Below are 20,350 nucleotides of genomic sequence, written 5' to 3' on the forward strand. Positions count from 1 at the left end.
GAGGATTGTCAGGCATGATCGACTCGTGTCCGCACACGATTTTCGGCTGATATTGCTACGACATGGCGAAACCGAGTGGTCGGCTTCGCGCCAGCACACGGGGCGCACCGATATTCCGCTGACGCCCAACGGGGAGGAACAGGCCCTCGCTGCCGGGAAATTGCTGGCCGGTCTGGATCTGCGCGATCCACTGGTATTCAGCAGCCCGCGCCAACGTGCCACCCGCACCGCCGAATTGGCCGGTTTGACCGGGGTGCACATCGACAATGATCTGGCCGAATGGGACTACGGCGAATACGAGGGCCTGACCACGCTGGAGATCCAGAAAATGGCGCCCGGCTGGACCATCTGGACCGGCGTCACCCCCGAGGGCGAGGACGCCGGACAGGTGCGCACACGCGCGGATCGGGTGCTGGCCTCGGTGCTGCCGGAGCTCGCGAATCGCGATGTGGTGCTGGTCGGGCACGGGCACTTCTCGCGGGTGCTGATCGCCCGCTGGGCGGAATTCGACGTGATCGAGGGCCGCAGGTTCTTCCTGTCCACGGCCGCGATCACCGTGCTCGGCTACGACTACCAGGCGCGAACTGTGCTCGCGCACAACCTGACCGCACAGTTGGAAGGACCTCGGAGATGATTCGCCGCGCCACCCCCGCCGATATCCCCGCGCTGGTGGAGCTCGTCTACGACCTCGCCGACTACGAGAAGCTGCGCGAGGAGTGCACCCTCACCGCCGAGCAGCTCGAGACCGCCCTGTTCGGCCCGAACCCGGCCGTCTTCGCACACGTCGCCGAGGGCCCGGGCGAGATGGGTGTGGCCGGCTGCGCCATCTGGTTCCTGAACTACAGCACCTGGACCGGCGTGCACGGCATCTACCTGGAGGATTTGTTCGTCAAGCCGGAGACGCGCGGGCTCGGACTCGGCCGCGATCTGCTCGCCGCGCTGGCCCGCGAGGCCGTCGAACAGGGCTACAGCCGGGTCGATTGGTCGGTGCTGGACTGGAATACGCCGTCCATCGACTTCTACAAGGCCCTCGGCGCGGTGCCCCAGGACGAGTGGACCGGGTTCCGCCTGGCGGGCAACGCGCTGAGCCGCCTGGCCGCGCACGCCGACGACTGACCCGATCCGGAACTCGGCCAGGCTCGAGCGTCCGCAAGCCCGCTACGGAGCGTTCAGCACGCTTTACGCACCGTTCCCGGACGCTCGACCTACTCGGCGGGAAGGTCGTACCCGGCGGCCATCCACCGATTGGACGCGGGCGCGAACAACAGCACCAGCCCGGCGATGGCGACCGCGGCGAACGGAACCGCGAGATCGAAGCGGTCCGAGGTGACCATGAACCAGGAGACGCCGAGCAGCAGCAGCTGCGTGATCACCGCGATGGCCCGGCCCCAGCGACGACCGCGCCACAGCCCCAGACCCGCCGCCAGCACCGCACCGCCGACGATCACCGCGTATCCCGCGGTGAGATAGCTGTTCTTGGCACTGTGCGCCGACCCGGTCACACCCATCACCGCGAAGACGATCCCCGAGATCACAGCGGCCGCACCCTGCACGGCCACCAGCACACCCGCCGCCCGGACCGTCGTCGGCGCCACCTCGGTTGTCGGCGCCACGTTCTGCTCGCCGGAGTTCTGCTCAGCCACGCGCCCAGCCTACGACCGTGCGTCGTGGTCGTTTCGATTGCCGCCCGCGGTGACTCGGAGCGGTATCCCGGCGCAATGCTCAGTAGGCTCTCCGGGGTGCGAACGCTGCTGATCGTGAATCCGAATGCCACCTCGACCACTCCGGCGACTCGCGATCTGCTCGCTCACGCACTGGAAAGTCGCACGCAGCTGACTGTTGTGCACACCGAACGGCGGGGGCACGCGGCCGAGCTGGCGAGCTGGGCCGCGGACACTCGGATGGACCTGATCGTGGTGCACGGCGGGGACGGCACGGTGAACGAGACCATCAACGGGTTCCTGCCGCTGCCCGATGCGCCGCAGCGCGAATGGCTGCCGCGGCTGGGCATCATTCCGGGCGGTTCGGCGAATGTGTTCGCGCGCTCGCTCGGCATCGAACAGGACCCGGTGACCGCCACCAATCAGCTCATCGATCTGCTGGCGGCAGAGACGGATCGGCGCATCGGGCTCGGCCTCGCCGACGACCGCTGGTTCACCTTCAGCGCCGGTGTGGGCCTGGACGCCGATGTGTGCGAGGCCATCGATGCCAAGCGCGCCAACGGGAAAGCTGCTACCCCCGCACGTTATCTGCGCACCACGGTGCGGCAGTTCTTCAAGGCCGCGCGCAGTCTTCCCCAGGTGCGCTTGGAGATTCCGGGTCACGAACCGGTCACGGATGTGCACTACGCATTCGTGACCAACACCAGCCCGTGGACCTATCTGGACAACACGCCGGTCCGGACCAACCCGGCGACCACCTTCGAATCCGGTCTCGGGGTGTTTGCCATGCGCACCATGGGGATCGTGCCCACCCTGCTGATTGCCCGCCAGTTGCTGGCAACGGATGGAAACCCCAAGGGCCACAAATTATTTCGCGAAGATGACGTGCCCTCGGTACGCGTCGTGGCCACCGAACCCCTCGGGCTGCAAATCGATGGCGACTTCATTGGTCGGCGCAACATGGTGAATTTCACAGCCGCAACGGATATCCTCGATGTGGTCGCGCCGAAGCCCTAGACGGCTCGACACACCTGAGAAACCTTGCGGTTGCGCTGCGAAAACCCGCACGACCGAGTACAAATGGTTCGGCAGGCCCGCCTTGCAGGGGCCTTACAGCGTGAGCTTCCCCACGGTGCACTAGGTATCTATTGACATCTACGGTGTTCGTGAAAGCATTCACAAGCAACCGTGCGGAAACATTCGAGACGCACAAGTGAACGGACCACAAACCCGAGGGGCAGAGCCATGCGGCACGCCCTAGCAAAGGAGCAGAGGAATGGACTGGCGCCACAATGCCATCTGTCGCGACGAGGACCCTGAGCTGTTTTTCCCGGTGGGTAACAGTGGTCCTGCGCTCGCGCAGATTGCTGATGCCAAGCTGGTCTGCGCTCGCTGCCCCGTCACCGCCGATTGCCTGTCCTGGGCCCTGAAGTCCGGACAGGACGCTGGCGTGTGGGGTGGGATGAGCGAAGACGAACGTCGTGCACTGAAGCGTCGCAACGCTCGAACGCGTACCCGCACCGTCGTCTAATCAGCTAGACGACTGGCGCTACGGCCGATCAGCCTTACGGCCATAGCGCAATTCAGCCCGGCACCGCATGGTGCCGGGCTTATGTGTGTAAAAAGAGACTCTGTGTTCGCTATTACAATTCCCACTCAACGAGATTCGCTATACCAGGAATGGCGTGAGGGCCCCACCGGAATGGTGAGACCCTCACAGTAATCGCAGGTGCGCTGTTATCAGCGGGCCGAACGCCGGCCCAGGGGGACGCGCAGGACCGCGTCGGTGCCGATGTCGGCGCCGGGGTGCAGGCCGATGGAGCCGCCGAGTTCGGCGGTGACCAAGGTGCGGACAATTTGCAGGCCCAGGCGGTCCGAGGCTTCCAGACTGAAACCGTCGGGCAGGCCGCGGCCGTCATCGCTGATGATCACGTCCAGCCAGCGGGCGGAGCGCTCGGAACGGATGGTGACCGTACCGTTCTCGCCCGCGTCGAAGGCGTGCTCGATGGCGTTCTGCACCAATTCGGTGAGCACCATGACCAGGGGGGTTGCACGTTCGGCGGAGAAGACCCCCAGCGAGCCGGCGCGGCGGACCTTGATGCGCGCGGTGTGCACCGTGGCCACATCGGCCATTATCGGCAGCAGGCGGTCGACCACCTCGTCGAGATCGACCTCCTCGTCGACCGACATGGACAGCATTTCGTGAACCGACGCAATGGAAGTCACGCGGCGGACCGATTCGGTGAGCGCCAGTCTGGCCTCTTCGTTCTCGGTGCGGCGGGCCTGCAACCGCAGCAGCGCGGCGACCGTCTGCAGGTTGTTCTTCACCCGGTGGTGGATCTCACGAATCGTCGCGTCCTTGGACAGCAGCGCGCGATCGCGCCGCTTCACCTCGGTGACATCGCGGACCAGCACCGCAGCCCCGCCGAGATTGCCGTTCGGGCGCAGCACCAGGGTGCGCAGCAGGACCGTCGCCCCGCGCGCCTCGACTTCCATTCGGCGCCCGGCCTTTCCGGCCAGGGCGGCCTGGATATCGCCGACCACCTCCTGCGCGTCGAACGGATCGGTGATCAGCGATCGGGTGGTGAGCGCCAGATCCTGTCCGACCAGATCGTTCTGTAATCCCATGCGGTGGTAGGCCGAAAGCGCGTTCGGGCTGGCGTAGACCACGATGCCGTCGGTGTCCAGGCGGATGAAACCGTCACCGGCCCTTGGGCTGGAGTGCGAACCGGTGCGATCCTCCAGCGTCGGCCAGGTGCCGTCATTGACCATCTGGCACAGGTCGTCGGAGGCCGCCATGTACGCGATCTCCAAGCTGGAGCGCATCTTTCGGCGCTGCACATCGGTATCGCGACCGAGAATGGCGATCACATCGTCACCGACCCGTACCGGAATCGCCTCGCGAATCGCGTGCACCGGCTGCGGGTGATAGACGCCGGAGACCTCCGAATCGGTGTCCACCCGCACGATGTCATTCGATTGCAGGGCCTCGAAGATCTGCGGGTGCATCTCCTTGGTCGCCAGCGACCCGACCAGATCCTCCGGGTGCACGGTGGGGGCGGTGGTGGGGCGGGCCTGTGCGACGCACACCACTTCGGCGCCGTCGGCTATCGGGCCGGTCCCCACCCAGAGCAGCAAATCCGCGAAGGAGAGGTCGGCAAGCAATTGCCAATCCCCCACCACGCGTTGAAGATGATCGACGGCGGCACCCGGTAGGTCGGTGTGCTCAGCCAGTAGATCGCTCAGTGTCGACATTCAGCCACGCTCCTCTGATCCCAACTCGGGAGTATGTTCCCACGCCGAGGTAAGGATTCGTGCCGCGCGGTGAGGCGCGGGAGGAGAGTCGGCGCTGCCGACGCGAATCAGCCGATACTGCCGGTCAGTTGATGACGGCGATCAGGTCGTCCTTCTGGATGACATCGCCGGGCTTGACGTTGATGGAGGCGACGGTGCCCTCGGCCTCGGCCACGACCGGGATCTCCATCTTCATCGACTCGAGGATCACCAGGGTGTCGCCCTCCTTCACCTGATCGCCCACATTCGCGACGATCTGGTAGACGGTGGACACCATCTCCGCGAGCACTTCCTCGGCCATGAGGCTCCTTGTTTCCGTTGACCCGTATCCGATGAAGGTACAGACAACCACACATGAAAGAATGCCATGAACAGAAGGGAGACTACCCATGGGTAAGCGTGGCCGTAAGAAGCGCAGCCGGAAGAAGAACGCAGCCAACCACGGCAAGCGTCCGAACGCCTGAGCTGAAGAACCTAGCTCCAAAAGCACTGAGCGGCATCACTTCTGAAGAAGTGTGCCGCTCATGCTTTTTCTGGGGAGCTGTTACTTGGGCTCGATCCGGGTCTCCACCTGGGTGAAGGTTGTCCGGATTTCCATGGTGAGACGGGCGCGCAGGGAGTCGGGGGCGCGCTCGCCGCCGCATTTGCGGTTGAGCAGAGATTTCAGCTTCTCCTCGAGGCCGTAGGCCTCGATGCAGGGCGAGCAGCGGTTGATGTGCTCTTGGAGACGGGCCTTGATGGTCTCGTCGCATTCGTTGTCCAGGAGCAGCCACACGTCGGCGAGCACCGCCGTGCAGTCCATGTCCATCTCGTCGCTCACTGGGTGACCTCCTGACGCGTATCGCTGCCCCGGTTGAATCCGCGTTCCCGGGCCACGTCGGCGAGCAGGCCCTTGAGCTGCTTACGGCCGCGGTGCAGGCGGGACATGACGGTTCCGATGGGGGTTCCCATGATCTCGGCGATTTCCTTGTAGGGGAAGCCCTCCACGTCGGCGTAATACACCGCCATCCGGAATTCCTCCGGTAGCTCCTGTAGAGCCCGCTTGATGTCGTCGTCGGGCAGCGCCTCGAGCGCCTCCATCTCGGCCGAGCGCAAACCCTGCGAGGTGTGCTCGGCGGTGGCGGCCAGCTGCCAGTCGCTGATCTCGTCGGTCGGATACTGCGCGGGCTGGCGCTGCTTCTTCCGATACGAGTTGATGTAGGTATTGGTGAGGATGCGGTACAGCCAGGCCCGCAGATTGGTGCCCTCGCGGAAGGAGCGGAAGCCCTGGTACGCCTTGGCGAAGGTCTCCTGGACCAGATCCTCGGCATCGGCCGGGTTGCGGGTCATGCGCAGGGCCGCGCCGTAGAGCTGATCGAGCAGCGGCAGTGCGTCGCGCTCGAATCGGCGGGTCAGTTCCTGGGGGGTCTCCGTGCTGCGCGCACGTTCCGTGCCGTCGTCCGTGCCGTTGTCGCCGGCCTGGATGGTCTCGGCAGTATCCGAGTCGTCATCGGGCAGGCGAACGACCATGTCGTCGTCGCTCGTCACGTTGTTCCCTTCGATCGCCGTAGCAATTGAATCTACCGCGAGCGGGGTGAGCGCCGGGAAACCGGCAGGGTGCAGCACCAGGCGCACCGGTCGTTCCTCGACCAGAACGGTCACCGACTCCTCCTTCGTGATGGGATACAACGCGCAACCGCAGGCTGTTCGGCTTTCGCGTAACGCGTATGGCGTGCAACAGGCCGAATGGTCGCCGTGTTCCCAGGGCGGGTGAAAACCGGTGTCTTGACAGGTGCGGCGCTGTTTAGGGTGGGCGCATGGCAGCTTCGACCCCGGCGATCAAGACACTGGTGCAGGCGAAGGTGGAGCATCGGGTGCACGCCTATCCGCACGATCCGCGCAGTGACTCCTACGGTGCGGAGGCCGTCGCGGCGCTCGCGGCGGAGCTCGGGGTGAGTGCGGAGCAGATCTTCAAGACGCTGGTGATCGAGCTCGGTTCGGGCGCGCTCGCGGTGGCGGTGCTGCCGGTTCCGGCCAAGCTTTCGCTCAAGGCGGCGGCCGCGGCGCTCGGCGAGGGCAAGGCCGTGATGGCCGACAAGGCGAAGGCCGAACGCACGACCGGCTATGTGCTGGGCGGGATTTCACCGCTCGGGCAGAAGAAGCGGCTGCCGACCGTCCTCGACGAATCCGCACTGGAGTTCGACCGGGTGCTGTGCAGCGCGGGTAAGCGCGGGCTGGAGATCGAGCTCGCGCCGGCCGAGCTGGTACGGCTGACCAGCGCCGTCACCGCCGCGGTCGCAGTGAGCTGAGACACCACCCGGAAAAATAACTTGCCAAGGAACAACTATCTCCACATACTTGCTGAGTACAACTAGTTGATTGCTACAAGCAGTTGTTTGATGCAAGGAGGTGGACCACGTGACCGATGACCAGGCGCAACCCAGTTGCCCCGTCACCGACGACCTGGCCGACACCGTCGCCACCCAGATCATTCGTTTGAACCGATTGCGGGACCGCGCCAATGCGCAGATCGCCGCCGCCACCGACGGCGAGGTCGAACCCGCCGCGTTCGCCATCCTCTTCAAGCTGATCCACAACGGGCCGATGCGTTCCGGAGCCCTCGCCGAGGCGCTCTACTCGGATGCCTCGACCATCAGCCGGCAGGCCGCGAACCTGGTGAAACGCGGGTTCATCGAACGCCGCGCCGATCCCGCCGACGGCCGGGTCAGCGTGCTGGCCGTCACCGCCGAGGGGCGCGAGGTGGCCGCCGAGATCCGGCTACGGCGCAATGAGACGCTGCGCGACATCATGGCCGACTGGACCCCCGGCGAACAGGATTCGTTCGTCACCCTGCTGAGCAGGTTCGTCGACGGCTACGAGCACGCCCGCAGTCTCAAGATGGCTGCCCTCTACCCCAAGGGCGCATCCAAGATTCTTCCGAAAATCGAGTCCCCAGAGAGTAATTCGTGACCACTACAGCAGAAGTGGAACCGCAGTCCACCGCAGGTTTCACCCACAAACAAATCATGGTCGTGCTCAGCGGCCTGCTGCTCGGCATGCTGCTCGGCGCGCTCGACCAGACCATCGTGTCCACGTCGATCCGCACCATTGCCGATGACCTGCAGGGCTATTCGATGCAGGCGTGGGTCACCACCGCGTACCTGATCACCGCGACCCTCTCCACTCCCCTGTACGGCAAGCTCTCGGATATGTACGGCCGCAAGCCGTTCTATCTGGCGGCCATCTCGATCTTCGTGGCCGGTTCGCTGCTGTGCGCCTTCGCCTCGTCGATGTACGAGCTTGCCGCCTTCCGGGCCTTCCAGGGTCTGGGCGCGGGCGGTCTGATGTCGCTGGCGCTGACCATTCTCGGCGATATGGTCGGGCCGCGGGAGCGGGCGCGCTACCAGGGTTACTTCCTGGCCGTGTTCGGTACCTCCAGCGTGGCCGGCCCGGTTCTGGGCGGCATCATCTCCGGTCAGAACGAGATCCTGGGGATCACCGGCTGGCGCTGGGTGTTCCTGGTGAACGTGCCGCTGGGCATCATCGCGCTGGCCGTCGTGTCCCGCGTGCTGAAGCTGCCCAAGGTGCAGCGCTCCAAGGCCACCGTCGACTGGTTCGGCGTGCTCACCATGGCCATCGGACTGGTGCCGCTGCTGGTGGTCGCGGAACAGGGCCGCATCTGGGGCTGGAGCAGCACGAACTCCATCATCTGCTACGTGATCGGCGCCCTGGGCCTGATCGGATTCATCGCGGTGCAGGCCAAACTCGGTGATGCCGCGCTGATTCCGCTGCGCATGTTCAAGAACTCGACCTTCGCACTCGGCGTGGCCATCTCGATCGTGGTGGGCTCGGCCATGTTCGGCGGTATGACCATGCTGCCGCAGTACCTGCAGGTGGTGCGCGGCTCCAGTCCGACGCTCGCCGGTATGCAGATGCTGCCGCTGGTGGTCGGCATGATGGCGGCCTCGATCTTCGCCGGTCAGACCATCTCTCGCACCGGGCGGTACAAGATCTTCCCGCCGCTGGGCGCGGGTCTGCTGGTGCTCGGCCTGTTCATGCTGCACTTCATCGGCGCGGACACACCGCTGTACGTGGCCATGCTGTTCATGCTGATCGTCGGCCTGGGCCTGGGCAATCTGATGCAGCCGCTGACGCTGGCGATTCAGAACGCACTGCCGCCGCAGGATATGGGCGTGTCCACCGCGGCCGCGACCTTCTTCCGGCAGATCGGCGGCACGCTGGGTGTGGCGGTGTTCCTGTCGATCATGTTCTCGCAGATCGGGCCGAACATCAGCACCGAATTGCAGTCCGCCGCAACCACATCGTCGTACCAGCAGGCGATCGCGGAAGGTATGCAGAGCAGCAATCCGGCCGATCAGGCGCTGGCCAACGGTCTGGCCCATCACGATTCGGCCGCCGCGGCGAAGGTGCTCGACGACAGCTCGATCATCCAGAAGGTGAATCCGACGCTGGCGCATCCGCTCAAGGTCGGCTTCGCCAATGCCATGGACACCGTGTTCCTGGTGGCGGCCGCGGTCGCACTCATCGCGCTGATCCTGGTGATGTTCTGGAAGGAAGTGCCGCTGCGCACCTCCGGCGGTATCCAGGCCCGGCAGGAGAAGATCGAAGAGGCCGCCGCAGCAGCGATCGGCTAGCAATATGGGCACCTGACCAGTGCTCTTGACACGCACAGGGTGGGCCGCGATCCCCGGATCGCGGCCCATTCTGTGCGTTACTTGTCTCAGTAGGTTTTGTCTTGTTTGTACGTTTCCCCCTCTCGCCAGGTTCGCCCGACCCGAGGATGTGATGCGTTTTATGTCTCCCCATCAGCGAATTCGAACCAGCGTCGTAGCCGTTTCCGGCGTACTGCTCGTAGCGCTGGCATCCGGCCCGCTGACCGTGGCCACCGCGACGGCCGCCCCCATCGTCGTCGCGCCGCAGAATCCGAACTACCCGCTCGGGCCCGATCCGGCGGCGCCCGGGGCGCCCGGGCAGCAAGCGCCGCAGAAGGACGAGAAGCCCGAAAAGGCCGGAAAGCTCGGTGGCACCATGACGACGAAGATCATCGATCTGGCCACCGGAGCGTTCAAATGCGGGCTGAATATCGCCCTGCCGTCGGTGAAATGCGATCTCTAGCAGATTGATTCGTGCGAGCCGGTCAGATCAGGCTGATCTGACCGGCTTGTTCGTCCACGGTGTCCAAAAGTTCCGGACCGTTGTTGCGGACGCTGTTGACCAGCAGGGGCACCGGGCGGATGAGGATGTCCGAAACATCCTCGGGGCGCGGGGTTTCCAGCAGTTCCTCCGGGGCCGGATGGTCCGGATCGAGCCAGGCGTCCCAGTGCGCGCGGGACATGGGCAGGGGCATGCGGTCGTGCACCTTCGTCAGATCGCCGACCGCGTCGGTGGTCAGAATGGTGCAGGACAGCAGCGGTTTCGCCTCGTCACCCAGGCTGCGGTCGCGCCAGACCGACCAGAGACCGGCCATGTACAGGCGCTCACCATCGGCCCTGGACATGAAGAACGGCTGTTTGACGGCCTTGCCGGACCCGCCCGGTTCGGTCACCCACTCGTACCAGCCGTCCATCGGGACCAGACAGCGGCGCTTCTTCACCGCGTCCCGGAAGGACGCGGTGGTGGCGGCCTTGTCGGCGCGGGCATTGAACAGCGGTTTGCCCTTGGCCGGGATGCCGGGTTCGGCGGCCTTGCTCCAGGGCGGGATCAGACCCCAGCGCATGGCCCGGATACGCAGGGTCGCCGGGTCCTGCGGGTGGTCACGGTCGTGCCGCTCCACCACCGTGAGCACCTGATTCGTCGGCGCCACGTTGTAGTTGGGGTCGAAGCCCTTGCCGGTGTCGGCACTCGTCTCGTCGAGAGCGTCGAGTTCGACGGCCAGCGTGGCGGGATTCGTCGTTGTCGCGTACCTACCGCACATGCTGACCATGCTGCCACCGGACACCGACGGATTCGAGTCTTCCCACACCTTTGAAACAGTCGCGAGTAAAGTGAGGGCAATTGACTTCACTTGGAACGTATGAGACGTTCGTCGCATCACACTCTCGTAAAGGGATCGCTGCCAATCATGTCTGTTACCGACACCGCCCCGATCGATCAGGACGCCGTGCTGACCTCCGTCAACCCCGCCACCGGCGAGGTCCTCGCCACTTACAAGATCGATGACGAGGCCGCGGTGCACGCCGCCGTCGCCAAGGCCCGCACCGCCGCCGCCACCTGGGGTGCGCTGAGCTACGCCGAGCGCAAGCGGCATCTGCTGCGCTGGAACAGCACGCTGGTCGCCAAGTCCGACGAACTCTGCGCGCTCATCCACGCCGAGAACGGCAAGCCGCTCGACGACGCCTACCTCGAGCTCATGCTGGTGCTCGAGCACATCAAGTGGGCGGCCTCCAATGCCGAGAAGGTGCTCAAGCCCAAGAAGGTCGCACCGGGCGCGCTCATGTCGAACTTCTCCGCACATGTGGAGCAGCGCCCGCTGGGCGTGGTCGGCATCATCGGCCCGTGGAACTACCCGATCTACACCCCCAACGGTTCCATTGCCTACGCGCTGGCCGCCGGTAATACGGTCGTGTTCAAGCCGAGCGAATTCTCCACGGGCATCGGCAATTTCGTCGCCGCCGCCTTCGCCGAGGCGAATCCGGATCTGCCGGACGGGGTCTTCGTCGCCATCAACGGCTTCGGCGCCACCGGCGCGGCGCTGGTGCGCGCGGGCGTGAACAAGCTGGCCTTCACCGGATCCACCGCGACCGGTAAGAAGATCATGGCCTCCGCGGCCGATTCGCTCACCCCGGTACTGCTGGAGTGCGGCGGCAAGGATGCGGTGATCGTGGCCGCCGACGCCGATATCAAGGCCGCGGCCGACGCCGTCGCCTGGGGCGCCACCTCCAATTCCGGGCAGACCTGCGCCGGCGTGGAGCGGGTGTACGTCGACAAGTCGATCGCCGAACCGTTCATCGCCGAGGTCAAGCGGATTCTCACCGATATCAAGCCGGGCTCGGACGACAAGGCCTCCTACGGGCCGATGACCATGCCCAGCCAGATCGATATCGTGCGGCGGCACATCGAGGACGCGCTGAAGAACGGCGGCAAGGCCGTGCTCGGCGGGCCCGAATCCATCAAGGGCCCGTTCATCGAGCCGGTCATCCTGGTCGACACCGACGAATCCTCGGATGCGGTGTGCGAGGAGACCTTCGGGCCGACCGTCACCATTCGCACCGTCAACGGCATCGACGAAGCGGTGGAGCTGACCAATAAGAGCAAGTACGGCCTGGGGTCGGCGGTGTACTCGGCCAAGCACGGGCTGGAGATCGCGCGCCGCCTGAATGTCGGCTGCACATCGGTGAATTCGGTGCTCAGCTACGCCGCCATCTCCGGACTGCCGTTCGGCGGCGTCGGCGATTCCGGCATCGGGCGCATCCACGGTGCGCCGGGGCTGCTGGAATTCTCGCGGCCGCATTCGATCGCGGTGCAGCGCTTCACGATTCCGGGTATGGCATTGCTGTCGTACTCGCGGACCGACAGCACCATGAAGCTGCTGCGCAAGATCGTGCCGTTCCTGCACGGGCGCAATAAGTAGAGAGTTCCCACTCCGGAGGGTGGAAGGTGTTTCAGGTGCTTCGCCCCTGAAAACCCCGAACCGAAGCGCGGCGGCACTCAGTACCTTCGCCCCTGAAACCCTGAATCGCAGTGCGGCTTCGCGCTCGAAACGGCTTCCGATGCCGGTTTCCCTTGCGGGGAGCCGGCATTCGGCGTTTCAAGGAGTCGGCGGCAGGGCCGGGGGGACGAAGAATTCTTCGAGTGGGGTGGGGCCGGTGTAGCGGCGGCAGTTGCAGCTCGCCCACTCCTTGAGGCCGTGGCCGTTCTTGCGGAAGGTTTCGCCGTGGCAGCGGCTGCTCTCGCGCTCGTGCACGGCGAGGTCGTGGCCGCAGCCGCAGAGGGCGGTGGCCGCTGCGAGTTGCTTGGGCTGCTTATTGGCGCGGGAACCGAAGCGGCCGAGCACCCAGCCGCCGCCGACCAGTGCGGCGCCGAGCGTGAGGCTGATGGGATCGATCACCCGGCCAGTATACGTACTCATATACGTATATGGCTAGTCTGACGGGCAATCCAGGGTCCGGAACCACCGGTACGACGGGAAAATCGCGGAAATCCCGGGCCCGCACCGGACGAAAGGGGCGGGGAGCCCCGCAGGACGTCGATCGTTTGGGAAGATGGACCTGTGACTTTCTGGCCCGCGCCCCATGTCCGAACTCCCGTGCACGCGACCGTGACCCTGCCCGGGTCCAAATCCATTACCAACCGGGCGCTGATCCTCGCCGCACTGGCGGATCGGCCGTCCACCCTCACCGGTGCGCTGCGCAGCCGCGACACCAACCTCATGATCGACGCGCTACGGGCCATGGGCGTGGGCATCGAGGGTGATGCCGACACTCTCACCGTCACCCCGCCCGAGGAGTTCACCAGCGCCATGGTGGACTGCGGGCTCGCGGGCACCATCATGCGCTTCCTGCCGTCGGTCGCCGCCCTGGCCACCGGTGATGTCGCCTTCGACGGCGACGAGCAGGCCCGGGTGCGGCCGCTGAACACCATCCTGGACGCACTGCGCAGCCTCGGCGTCGATATCGACGGTGACGCACTGCCTTTCGTGGTGCACGGGACGGGCAAACTGCGCGGCGGGCCGGTCACCATCGACGCCTCCGGATCGTCACAGTTCGTGTCCGGGCTGCTGCTGTCGGCGGCGCGGTTCGAACAGGGCGTCACCGTGAATCACGATGGGGCGCGGCTGCCTTCGATGCCGCACATCGAGATGACCGTGCAGATGCTGCGCCAGGCCGATGTGCAGGTGGAGGCCCCCGCCGATCCGCGCAAGGCGCAGACCTGGACGGTATCGCCCGGGCCGATCCGCGCCGTGGACTGGGAGGTGGAGCCGGATCTGTCCAATGCCACCCCGTTCCTGGCGGCGGCGGCCGTCACCGGCGGCACCGTGACCATTCCGCACTGGCCGCGCTACACCACGCAGCCGGGCGATGTGATCCGCGAGATCCTGGTGCGCATGGGCGCGGAATGCCGCAGCTTCGAGAATGTGCTCACCGTGCACGGACCGCAGCGCCTGGCCGGCATCGATATCGACCTGCACGATGTGGGTGAACTGACCCCGACCGTCGCAGCCCTTGCGGCCCTTGCGGATTCGCCGTCCCGGCTGCGCGGTATCGCACACCTGCGCGGGCACGAAACCGATCGGCTCGCGGCGCTGGCCGCCGAGATCAACCGGCTCGGCGGCAATGTCACCGAGACCGAGGACGGGCTGATCATCACGCCGGCGCCGCTGTCGGGCGGGCAGTGGCACTCCTACGCCGATCACCGCATGGCCACCGCCGGAGCGATTATCGGTCTCGTGGTGCCCGGCGTGGAGATCGAGGACATCGGCACCACCGCCAAGACGCTCCCGAATTTCGTTGGGCTGTGGGAAGACATGCTCAGCGAATCGGAGGCAGGCAACTGAAGCGCCGCGAGTACGACGAGTCCGACGTCCGGATCCGTCCGGGCAAGACCTCGCGTCCCCGCACCAAAACCCGTCCGCAGCATCTGGATGCGGAAGCCGCCATGGTCGTCTCGGTCGACCGGGGCCGGTGGGGTTGTGTTCTCGACGACGATCCGGAACACCGGATCGTCGCCATGCGCGCCCGAGAATTGGGCCGCACCCCGATCGTGGTCGGCGATCAGGTGGATCTGGTCGGCGATCTGTCCGGGAAGCCGGACAGCCTGGCGCGCATCGTCCGGGTCGCGGAACGGCGAACGGTCCTGCGCCGCACCGCCGATGACACCGATCCGTTCGAGCGCATCGTCGTCGCGAATGCCGGGCAGCTGTTCATCGTGGTCGCCCTGGCCGATCCGCCGCCGCGCACCGGTTTCGTGGAGCGCGCCATGGTGGCCGCGTATGTCGGTGGGCTGCAACCGATTCTGTGCCTGACCAAACATGACCTCGCCGCGGAATCCGAATTCGCCGCCACCTTCGAGGATTTGGACCTCACCATTGTGTACGGCGGCGTCGACGATCCGCTCGAACCGGTGCTGGAACTGTTGAACGGCCGCCTCACCGCCCTCATCGGACACTCCGGTGTGGGCAAGTCGACGTTGGTGAATCGCCTTGTCCCCGACGCAGATCGGGCCGTCGGCGTGGTATCCGGGGTGGGCAAGGGGCGGCACACCTCCACCCAGTCCGTGGCCCTGCCCCTGGTGGAGGGTGGCTGGGTGGTGGACACCCCCGGCGTCCGCTCCTTCGGGCTGGCGCACATCACGCCCGACGATGTCATCGGCGCCTTCTCCGATCTCGCCGACGCCATCGAGGACTGCCCGCGCGGCTGCACCCATCTCGGCCCGCCCGCGGATCCCGAATGCGCCCTCGACACTCTGCCGGGTAAGGAAGCCCGGGTGGCGGCGATTCGGTTGCTACTCAATGCCCTCAATACCAACGACCCCTGGTTCAAGGGCGGCCAGACCACCACCATCTGAGTTCGGCCGCAGCCCACATCTCTCAGCCCCCATCTCTCGCAGCCCACTGAAATTCCCCACCCCCTAGGGAGTTCCATGATCTCGAGCAATGCCGATATCGCACTGACAGAACTGATGCTGCACGCCGCGCACATCGGGCAGCAGGTGACCCGGATCAGAGGGCAGGGTGCGGCGGCGCAGGGGCAGGTGCGCGCCGAGGTCGATGCCGACGGCACGCTCACCGGGCTGTCCATCGACGATGCGCTGCAGGGCACGGCGATGCGGGAGCTCGCGCGCCTGGTGGTGGAGGCGCAGCAGGCGGCGTGCGCCCAGGCCGGCGCGAGCGCCGCCGCGCTGCGGCGCACCTTCACCGACAATCCCTATGCCGCTTCACTGCTGCACCAGAGTGCGGCGGCGGGAATGCGCGCCGCACAGTCGAAACCCCCACGCGCACAGCGCCCCTATGCGACCGAGTCCTACGATGAACCGCTGCCACCGGGCACGGTCGGGCCCAGCGACTGGCGGGACGACTGGGATCTCCCGCAGCGGGCCTGGTGAGCATGCGACAGCGTCGAACGCGGCCGGTCCGGCGGGGCGGCGAGCACGCCCGCTGGAATCCGCTGCCCGCGCTCGGGCGGGCCATTGCCGCACGCCCGATCGTCATGCGCATGTCACCGGCGATCCTCGCGCTCGACCGGACCATCCGGCGAATCACCCGAGGGCGCAAGGGCGTTCTCGATATCGCCGGACTGCCCTCCCTGGAGCTGACCGTGGTCGGCCGCCGCACCGGCCTGCCGCGCACCGTATCCCTGCTGTACGTCCCCTACCCGGACGACCGGAAACGGTTCCTGCTCATCGGATCCAATTGGGGACGGCCGGAACACCCCGCGTGGTCGGCGAACCTGAAGGCCGCCGAGCACGCGGAACTGCACGTCGACGGTGAACGTTTCACCGTGGCGGTGCGGTGGCTCACCGGAGCCGACCGGGAAAACGCCTGGGACCGCGCCGTCACGTTCTGGCGCGGCTACGCCATGGAGCAGCGCCTGGCGGGGGACCGGAAGTTCCGGCTGTTCGAACTGACCAGGATCTGAGCGGCATCCGGCCGTAGGGAGTGCGGGGGTTTGCGAGCGTGGTTTAGCCTGCCGAAGTGGAAGACCATGAGCGGAGCGAGTACTCGCCGCTCCTCGATGAGGATTTGGGGCCGGGCGCACCGGTGACACCCGAGGTGCGGATCGGCCGCAATGACGACAGCCGGGAGTTGCCCGGATGCGTGCGCTGCGGGAGGCCCGCCGCCCTGTATCTGCGCGCGGTGTGGCTTTCGGCGCGCGCCGTGCTCGGCGGTGACATCGATGTCGACAAGCTCATTCGGGTGGACTCGTGCGGAAGCTGCGCCGGCAGCGTAGCGGGGATGATCCTCGTCAACTCGGATCCACGCTACTGGGGCGAATCGATGCGGCTGGACTGACGGCTCAGTGCTGCCGGCTGATGCGCAGGCCGTTGTCGAAGTCGATATCGGCGAGTTCGGCTCTGCCGCCGAGGCCGAGCTTGCCGAAGGTCCGGGACAGGTGATGCCCGACGGTGCGCGGGCTGACGAACAGTTCGACGCCGATCTCGCGATTGGTCAGGCCCTGCGCGGCCAGGCGGGCGACGCGCAACTCCTGCGCCGTCAGCACCGAACCGGGCCCCGTCCCGGGTGTCAGCGTGGGCGCGCGGCCGGTGAGATCGAGTTCCTGCTGCGCGCTCACGATCCACGGTACGGCGCCCATGCGCTCGAAAGACTCCAGGGCGGTACGCAATTGCTCGGCGGCATCACCGCGCCGCCGGGCCCGGCGCAACCACTTGCCGTAGAGCAGCCGGGTGCGGGCGTGGTTCAGATCGTGCCGCGTGCGGCGCACCGCCAGCGCACGGCGGAAGTAGTGGTCGGCCCGCTCGTCCTCGCTCAGCAGCGCCCGGCAGGTGTAGGCCGCGGACATCGCCCAGTCGGCGCGGGAGCGAATGGCCCAGGCGCGGATCGTCTCGTAGTACTCCGCCGCTTCGCCGACCCGGCCGATCCGGCAGGCGGCCTCGACCATATCGGGGGCGGCGAGCCGGGCATACGTCGGATGCCGGGCATCGTGCCCGGGCTGCGCCAGCGCCCGCAGCCGCAGATAGGCCGTCTCCGGATCACCGTTGCTCAGGGCGTCGAAGCCGAGATGCCAATAGGACGAGGCGATGAGCGCATGCGCCCGATGCGGGCGGGCGAGCGCCAGCGCGCGCTCGATGCTGTCCCCGACAATATCGGAATCACCGCGCAGCGCAGCGATTTTCGCATTGAGGTTCCAGCAGTGCGCGAGCACATTGTCGGTGCCGACAGATCGGGCCAGCTCGAACGCGTCGGCCAGCGTCGCCTCCGCGGCGGGCAGGCGGCCGTTCGCGAACTGCACGATCGCCAATTGCGGCAGCATGAAAACCGCGGCCGCGCGGGCGCCGGCATTCCGCAGCTGCGTGGTCGCCCGGGTGAAGGGCTCGAGCGCCCGATCCGCCAGCCCCCAGAGCAGAACCAGTGGCGCGGGCGGCAATTGACAGATGCTCAGCGAGGGACCGGGCCCGAAATCGGCCGTATCGAAATGCATCGGCATCGACACGGCGTCATCGTGACCGGCGGCCCAGCGCGCCTGCGCGGCCAGCGCCCGCAACTCGGCGGCGGTCCGGTCATCGACCACCGCGGCATCGTGCAGCAGCATCGCATTGGCCCGATCCGGTTCGCCCGCAACAAATTCCAGGAGTCCGGCCAGTCCCCCGCCGGCAATGGCGGCCCGCTCGGTACCGATCCGCTCGACGGCCCGATCCAGCAGCCGGCGCGCCGACTCGATATCCCCGCCCGCCCAGGCCAATCGAGCGGCGGCCGCCATGCGCGCACCGGCATCGAGGGGATCGGGCGTGATCGCGGCGGCCCGGCGCAGCATGGCGGCGGCCGCGAGCGATCCGTCGCGGGTGTGCTCGGCGCGCTCGGTCAGGATCGCCGCCAGCTGTTCGTCCGCCGGATCCGTCGCGGCCGCCTGGTGCCAGGCACGCTGATCGATATCCTCGGGTCCGGCCAGCACCGCCGCCAGAGCCAGATGCGCCGACCGGCGCTGCGCCGGGGTCGCGGCGTCGTACACGGCCATGCACAGCAGGCGATTACGCATTTCGACACGGCCGTCGCCGACCACCAGCAGTCCCGCCGATTCCACCTGCTCCCAGGCGCTCGCCAGATGCGCACCGCCGAGGTGCGCACCGCCGGTGTGCCAGAGCGTGGCCGCCGCGGCCAGCACCACGCGGAGCACGCCGCGGTCCTCCGCCGCCACCAACCGCAGCAGCGTCCGCACCGCATCGGGCAGTGCGGCGATCCGGTCGCGATAGGCGGCGGCCAGTCGCGGGCCCAGCGTCACGGGCCCGGCCGCGATACCCGCGAATTCCTCCGCCTGGACCGGCAATTCACGCAGGGCCAGCGGATTGCCGCCCGCCACCCGCAGCACCCGCGCCGTCCGCAATGCTCCGAGCACACCCCAGCGCTGTTCGAGCAGCCGGCGGGCGGCGGCATCGGACAGTCCGCCGACCCGCAGCGTGGGCAGCCGGTCCCAGCCGGACTGCGCGGGATCACCGGACAGGGCGCACAGCAGCACCACCGGTGTGGTGATCAGCCGTCGCATCGCGAACTGCAGGGCCCGGGTGGTCGCGGCATCCACCAGATGCGCGTCACCGACAACGAGCAGGACCGGCTGTTCCCCGGCCAGCGCCGCGAACAATGTGACCAGCGCGGCGCCGACGAGGAATCCGTCGACGGGATCGCTGCGGCTCTCGAACGCCTGCGCCAGCGCCTCGGCCTGCGGGGCCGGCAGTGCGGTCAGGCGATCGGACAGCGGCAGCAGCAGTTCGTGCAGCGCCGCGAAATTCAGCTCCGATTCGGCGGGGTCGCCCTCACAGCCGTGTACGCGAAAATCCGCCGCCTCGGCGATGGTGTCCCGCAGTAGTGCCGATTTACCCACACCCGGTTCCCCGTGCAACACAATGGCCGAACCGCGACCGGAGCGAGCCATCGCGAGCATTCGGCCCAATTGGACCTGTTCGTGTTCTCGCCCGTAGAGCCCCTCGATCTCGCGCACAATGCACATTACATCAGCTAACAGACCGCAACCAAATCGCGAATCAGGGCGTGCCGACTATCACCGGGCAATCACACATCAATAACAGACCGACTGGGAAAGCATGACCGATACGGTGACCGATTCAACGGCCGATGTCACCGATGCCCGTGCTGACTAGCATCCCCACCAGTAGTAAGAGCGGCCGAGTCGGGGCGGCTCCTACAGGAGGGGCAGCAGTCACGCGCGGGAGCAGGGGAACACCCGTCACTCGCCGATAGTCCATCGGCATCATCACGAATACGCATTCGATCGATGCCACGCGCACCTATTGCGCGGGGCGAATTTCTGCTGCGCTCAATTCGAATTATCAAATCCCAGCAAATGCTTGAAACACTAATTGATTTGCCGTCCCAGAACACCGCGTGATAAGTATTCCGAGTCAGCGAATTTCACCGCTGACTTTGTTTCATCACAAGGAGAATCAATGCGCAAGATGCGTGTGCTGGGTGTCGCCGTTGCCGCCACCGGTCTGCTGTTCGCCGGTACCGGTATCGCGATGGCCGATACCACCACCCCGCCGGCCACCACCGACCCGGCGACCCCGACCTCGCCGACCGGTTCGGCCTCCGGCTCCGCCAACCTGGTCACCGGCCTGGTGAAGCTGCTGACCAGCGGCAGCGGCACCACCACGCCGCCGGCCGCCCAGTAGGCAACACTCGCTTCGGTCCTGCGGGGCGGACAGCTCGGGAAGATGCCAGGAAGGGGTTGGCATCATTTCAGCCATGGGAACCGAAGCGCCCCCGGTGA

General features: G+C 66.6%; 23 protein-coding genes. 15 read left to right on the top strand and 8 right to left on the bottom strand.

All coding sequences use genetic code 11. From position 1 onward, the window contains the following. The first annotated feature begins 25 nt into the window (after positions 1 to 25). Complete coding sequence (locus ABZX86_RS01450; protein WP_355118890.1) at positions 26 to 634, top strand: acid phosphatase; 609 nt, start codon at positions 26 to 28, stop codon at positions 632 to 634. Next, positions 631 to 1,116, top strand: coding sequence for a GNAT family N-acetyltransferase (locus ABZX86_RS01455; protein ID WP_355118892.1), 486 nt, complete (start codon positions 631 to 633; stop codon positions 1,114 to 1,116). The genes ABZX86_RS01450 and ABZX86_RS01455 overlap by 4 nt, the downstream gene beginning before the upstream one ends. 89 nt (positions 1,117 to 1,205) lie before the next feature. Here ABZX86_RS01455 and ABZX86_RS01460 read toward each other — a convergent pair whose 3' ends face one another. Further along, positions 1,206 to 1,643, bottom strand: a complete 438-nt coding sequence (locus ABZX86_RS01460) for a hypothetical protein (protein WP_355118894.1) — start codon at positions 1,641 to 1,643, stop codon at positions 1,206 to 1,208. Between the two features lie 96 nt (positions 1,644 to 1,739). On the opposite strand from ABZX86_RS01460, the gene ABZX86_RS01465 reads away from it, so the two are divergent. Together ABZX86_RS01465 and ABZX86_RS01470 are read left to right on the top strand one after the other, a co-directional pair. Beyond that, a complete protein-coding gene (locus ABZX86_RS01465) occupies positions 1,740 to 2,678 on the top strand; it encodes a diacylglycerol kinase family protein (protein ID WP_355118896.1) in 939 nt (312 codons plus the stop codon). A gap of 259 nt (positions 2,679 to 2,937) precedes the next feature. Next, positions 2,938 to 3,192, top strand: a complete 255-nt coding sequence (locus tag ABZX86_RS01470) for a WhiB family transcriptional regulator (RefSeq protein WP_067659745.1) — start codon at positions 2,938 to 2,940, stop codon at positions 3,190 to 3,192. A gap of 209 nt (positions 3,193 to 3,401) precedes the next feature. Here ABZX86_RS01470 and ABZX86_RS01475 read toward each other — a convergent pair whose 3' ends face one another. From ABZX86_RS01475 to ABZX86_RS01490, 4 genes are all read right to left on the bottom strand, one after another. Further along, entirely contained in the window at positions 3,402 to 4,916 is a 1,515-nt protein-coding gene (locus ABZX86_RS01475) for a histidine kinase N-terminal domain-containing protein (protein ID WP_355118898.1), read from the bottom strand. Between the two features lie 124 nt (positions 4,917 to 5,040). Continuing rightward, positions 5,041 to 5,256, bottom strand: a complete 216-nt coding sequence (locus ABZX86_RS01480; protein ID WP_355118900.1) for a biotin/lipoyl-binding carrier protein — start codon at positions 5,254 to 5,256, stop codon at positions 5,041 to 5,043. A gap of 243 nt (positions 5,257 to 5,499) precedes the next feature. Then, positions 5,500 to 5,763: a mycothiol system anti-sigma-R factor gene (gene rsrA / locus ABZX86_RS01485; protein ID WP_327146697.1), complete on the bottom strand. Its 264-nt coding sequence runs from the start codon at positions 5,761 to 5,763 to the stop codon at positions 5,500 to 5,502. 8 nt (positions 5,764 to 5,771) lie between these two features. Next, positions 5,772 to 6,596, bottom strand: a complete 825-nt coding sequence (locus ABZX86_RS01490; protein WP_355118902.1) for a sigma-70 family RNA polymerase sigma factor — start codon at positions 6,594 to 6,596, stop codon at positions 5,772 to 5,774. 155 nt (positions 6,597 to 6,751) lie between these two features. On the opposite strand from ABZX86_RS01490, the gene ybaK reads away from it, so the two are divergent. From ybaK to ABZX86_RS01510, 4 genes are all read left to right on the top strand, one after another. After that, entirely contained in the window at positions 6,752 to 7,243 is a 492-nt protein-coding gene (gene ybaK, locus ABZX86_RS01495; protein ID WP_355118904.1) for a Cys-tRNA(Pro) deacylase, read from the top strand. A gap of 109 nt (positions 7,244 to 7,352) precedes the next feature. Further along, on the top strand, positions 7,353 to 7,904 hold the full coding sequence (locus ABZX86_RS01500) for a MarR family transcriptional regulator (protein ID WP_355118906.1): 552 nt from the start codon (positions 7,353 to 7,355) through the stop codon (positions 7,902 to 7,904). Positions 7,905 to 7,960: 56 nt separating this feature from the next. Next, on the top strand, positions 7,961 to 9,589 hold the full coding sequence (locus ABZX86_RS01505; protein WP_327146698.1) for an MDR family MFS transporter: 1,629 nt from the start codon (positions 7,961 to 7,963) through the stop codon (positions 9,587 to 9,589). A gap of 160 nt (positions 9,590 to 9,749) precedes the next feature. Continuing rightward, entirely contained in the window at positions 9,750 to 10,070 is a 321-nt protein-coding gene (locus ABZX86_RS01510; protein WP_355118908.1) for a hypothetical protein, read from the top strand. A 22-nt stretch (positions 10,071 to 10,092) separates the two neighbouring features. Here ABZX86_RS01510 and ABZX86_RS01515 read toward each other — a convergent pair whose 3' ends face one another. Beyond that, positions 10,093 to 10,869, bottom strand: coding sequence for an SOS response-associated peptidase (locus ABZX86_RS01515; RefSeq protein ID WP_355119795.1), 777 nt, complete (start codon positions 10,867 to 10,869; stop codon positions 10,093 to 10,095). A gap of 147 nt (positions 10,870 to 11,016) precedes the next feature. On the opposite strand from ABZX86_RS01515, the gene ABZX86_RS01520 reads away from it, so the two are divergent. After that, positions 11,017 to 12,525, top strand: coding sequence for an aldehyde dehydrogenase family protein (locus ABZX86_RS01520; protein WP_355118910.1), 1,509 nt, complete (start codon positions 11,017 to 11,019; stop codon positions 12,523 to 12,525). A gap of 177 nt (positions 12,526 to 12,702) precedes the next feature. Here the strand turns inward: ABZX86_RS01520 and ABZX86_RS01525 are convergent, their stop codons facing one another. Further along, positions 12,703 to 13,002 carry a hypothetical protein gene (locus tag ABZX86_RS01525; protein WP_355118912.1) on the bottom strand — a complete coding sequence of 100 codons (300 nt, stop codon included), beginning with the start codon at positions 13,000 to 13,002 and terminating at the stop codon, positions 12,703 to 12,705. Positions 13,003 to 13,164: 162 nt separating this feature from the next. Between ABZX86_RS01525 and aroA the strand changes: the two genes are divergently transcribed. The 5 genes from aroA to ABZX86_RS01550 all read left to right on the top strand — a co-directional run bounded on the left by aroA (position 13,165) and on the right by ABZX86_RS01550 (position 16,902). Continuing rightward, positions 13,165 to 14,448, top strand: coding sequence for a 3-phosphoshikimate 1-carboxyvinyltransferase (gene aroA, locus ABZX86_RS01530; RefSeq protein ID WP_355118914.1), 1,284 nt, complete (start codon positions 13,165 to 13,167; stop codon positions 14,446 to 14,448). Continuing rightward, the gene (gene rsgA / locus ABZX86_RS01535) at positions 14,409 to 15,458 is read left to right on the top strand and encodes a ribosome small subunit-dependent GTPase A (RefSeq protein ID WP_355118916.1); all 1,050 of its coding nucleotides are present in this window, start codon (positions 14,409 to 14,411) and stop codon (positions 15,456 to 15,458) included. Before aroA ends, rsgA begins: the two co-directional genes overlap by 40 nt. 75 nt (positions 15,459 to 15,533) lie before the next feature. Then, on the top strand, positions 15,534 to 15,995 hold the full coding sequence (locus ABZX86_RS01540) for a YbaB/EbfC family nucleoid-associated protein (RefSeq protein ID WP_355118918.1): 462 nt from the start codon (positions 15,534 to 15,536) through the stop codon (positions 15,993 to 15,995). Between the two features lie 2 nt (positions 15,996 to 15,997). Continuing rightward, positions 15,998 to 16,528: a nitroreductase family deazaflavin-dependent oxidoreductase gene (locus ABZX86_RS01545; protein WP_355118920.1), complete on the top strand. Its 531-nt coding sequence runs from the start codon at positions 15,998 to 16,000 to the stop codon at positions 16,526 to 16,528. 56 nt (positions 16,529 to 16,584) lie between these two features. Then, positions 16,585 to 16,902 (top strand): hypothetical protein, encoded by a 318-nt coding sequence (locus tag ABZX86_RS01550; RefSeq protein ID WP_355118922.1) that lies wholly within the window; start codon positions 16,585 to 16,587, stop codon positions 16,900 to 16,902. Positions 16,903 to 16,906: 4 nt separating this feature from the next. Here the strand turns inward: ABZX86_RS01550 and ABZX86_RS01555 are convergent, their stop codons facing one another. After that, positions 16,907 to 19,561, bottom strand: a complete 2,655-nt coding sequence (locus ABZX86_RS01555; protein ID WP_355118924.1) for an AAA family ATPase — start codon at positions 19,559 to 19,561, stop codon at positions 16,907 to 16,909. Between the two features lie 466 nt (positions 19,562 to 20,027). Here ABZX86_RS01555 and ABZX86_RS01560 point away from each other — a divergent pair, with 466 nt between their 5' ends. Then, positions 20,028 to 20,252, top strand: coding sequence for a hypothetical protein (locus ABZX86_RS01560; protein WP_327141820.1), 225 nt, complete (start codon positions 20,028 to 20,030; stop codon positions 20,250 to 20,252). Positions 20,253 to 20,350: the final 98 nt, after the last annotated feature.

This window comes from Nocardia sp. NPDC006630 (genome assembly GCF_040611495.1).
GTDB lineage: Bacteria > Actinomycetota > Actinomycetes > Mycobacteriales > Mycobacteriaceae > Nocardia.

Coding starts and splice junctions, on each gene's coding strand:
- ABZX86_RS01455 (WP_355118892.1), top strand. CDS start 631: ATGATTCGCCGCGCCACCCCCGCCGATATCCCCGCGCTGGTGGAGCTC.
- ABZX86_RS01470 (WP_067659745.1), top strand. CDS start 2,938: ATGGACTGGCGCCACAATGCCATCTGTCGCGACGAGGACCCTGAGCTG.
- ABZX86_RS01475 (WP_355118898.1), bottom strand. CDS start 4,916: ATGTCGACACTGAGCGATCTACTGGCTGAGCACACCGACCTACCGGGT.
- ABZX86_RS01480 (WP_355118900.1), bottom strand. CDS start 5,256: ATGGCCGAGGAAGTGCTCGCGGAGATGGTGTCCACCGTCTACCAGATC.
- rsrA (WP_327146697.1), bottom strand. CDS start 5,763: ATGGACATGGACTGCACGGCGGTGCTCGCCGACGTGTGGCTGCTCCTG.
- ybaK (WP_355118904.1), top strand. CDS start 6,752: ATGGCAGCTTCGACCCCGGCGATCAAGACACTGGTGCAGGCGAAGGTG.
- ABZX86_RS01505 (WP_327146698.1), top strand. CDS start 7,961: ATGGTCGTGCTCAGCGGCCTGCTGCTCGGCATGCTGCTCGGCGCGCTC.
- ABZX86_RS01510 (WP_355118908.1), top strand. CDS start 9,750: ATGTCTCCCCATCAGCGAATTCGAACCAGCGTCGTAGCCGTTTCCGGC.
- ABZX86_RS01515 (WP_355119795.1), bottom strand. CDS start 10,869: ATGTGCGGTAGGTACGCGACAACGACGAATCCCGCCACGCTGGCCGTC.
- ABZX86_RS01520 (WP_355118910.1), top strand. CDS start 11,017: ATGTCTGTTACCGACACCGCCCCGATCGATCAGGACGCCGTGCTGACC.
- ABZX86_RS01540 (WP_355118918.1), top strand. CDS start 15,534: ATGATCTCGAGCAATGCCGATATCGCACTGACAGAACTGATGCTGCAC.
- ABZX86_RS01545 (WP_355118920.1), top strand. CDS start 15,998: ATGCGACAGCGTCGAACGCGGCCGGTCCGGCGGGGCGGCGAGCACGCC.
- ABZX86_RS01560 (WP_327141820.1), top strand. CDS start 20,028: ATGCGCAAGATGCGTGTGCTGGGTGTCGCCGTTGCCGCCACCGGTCTG.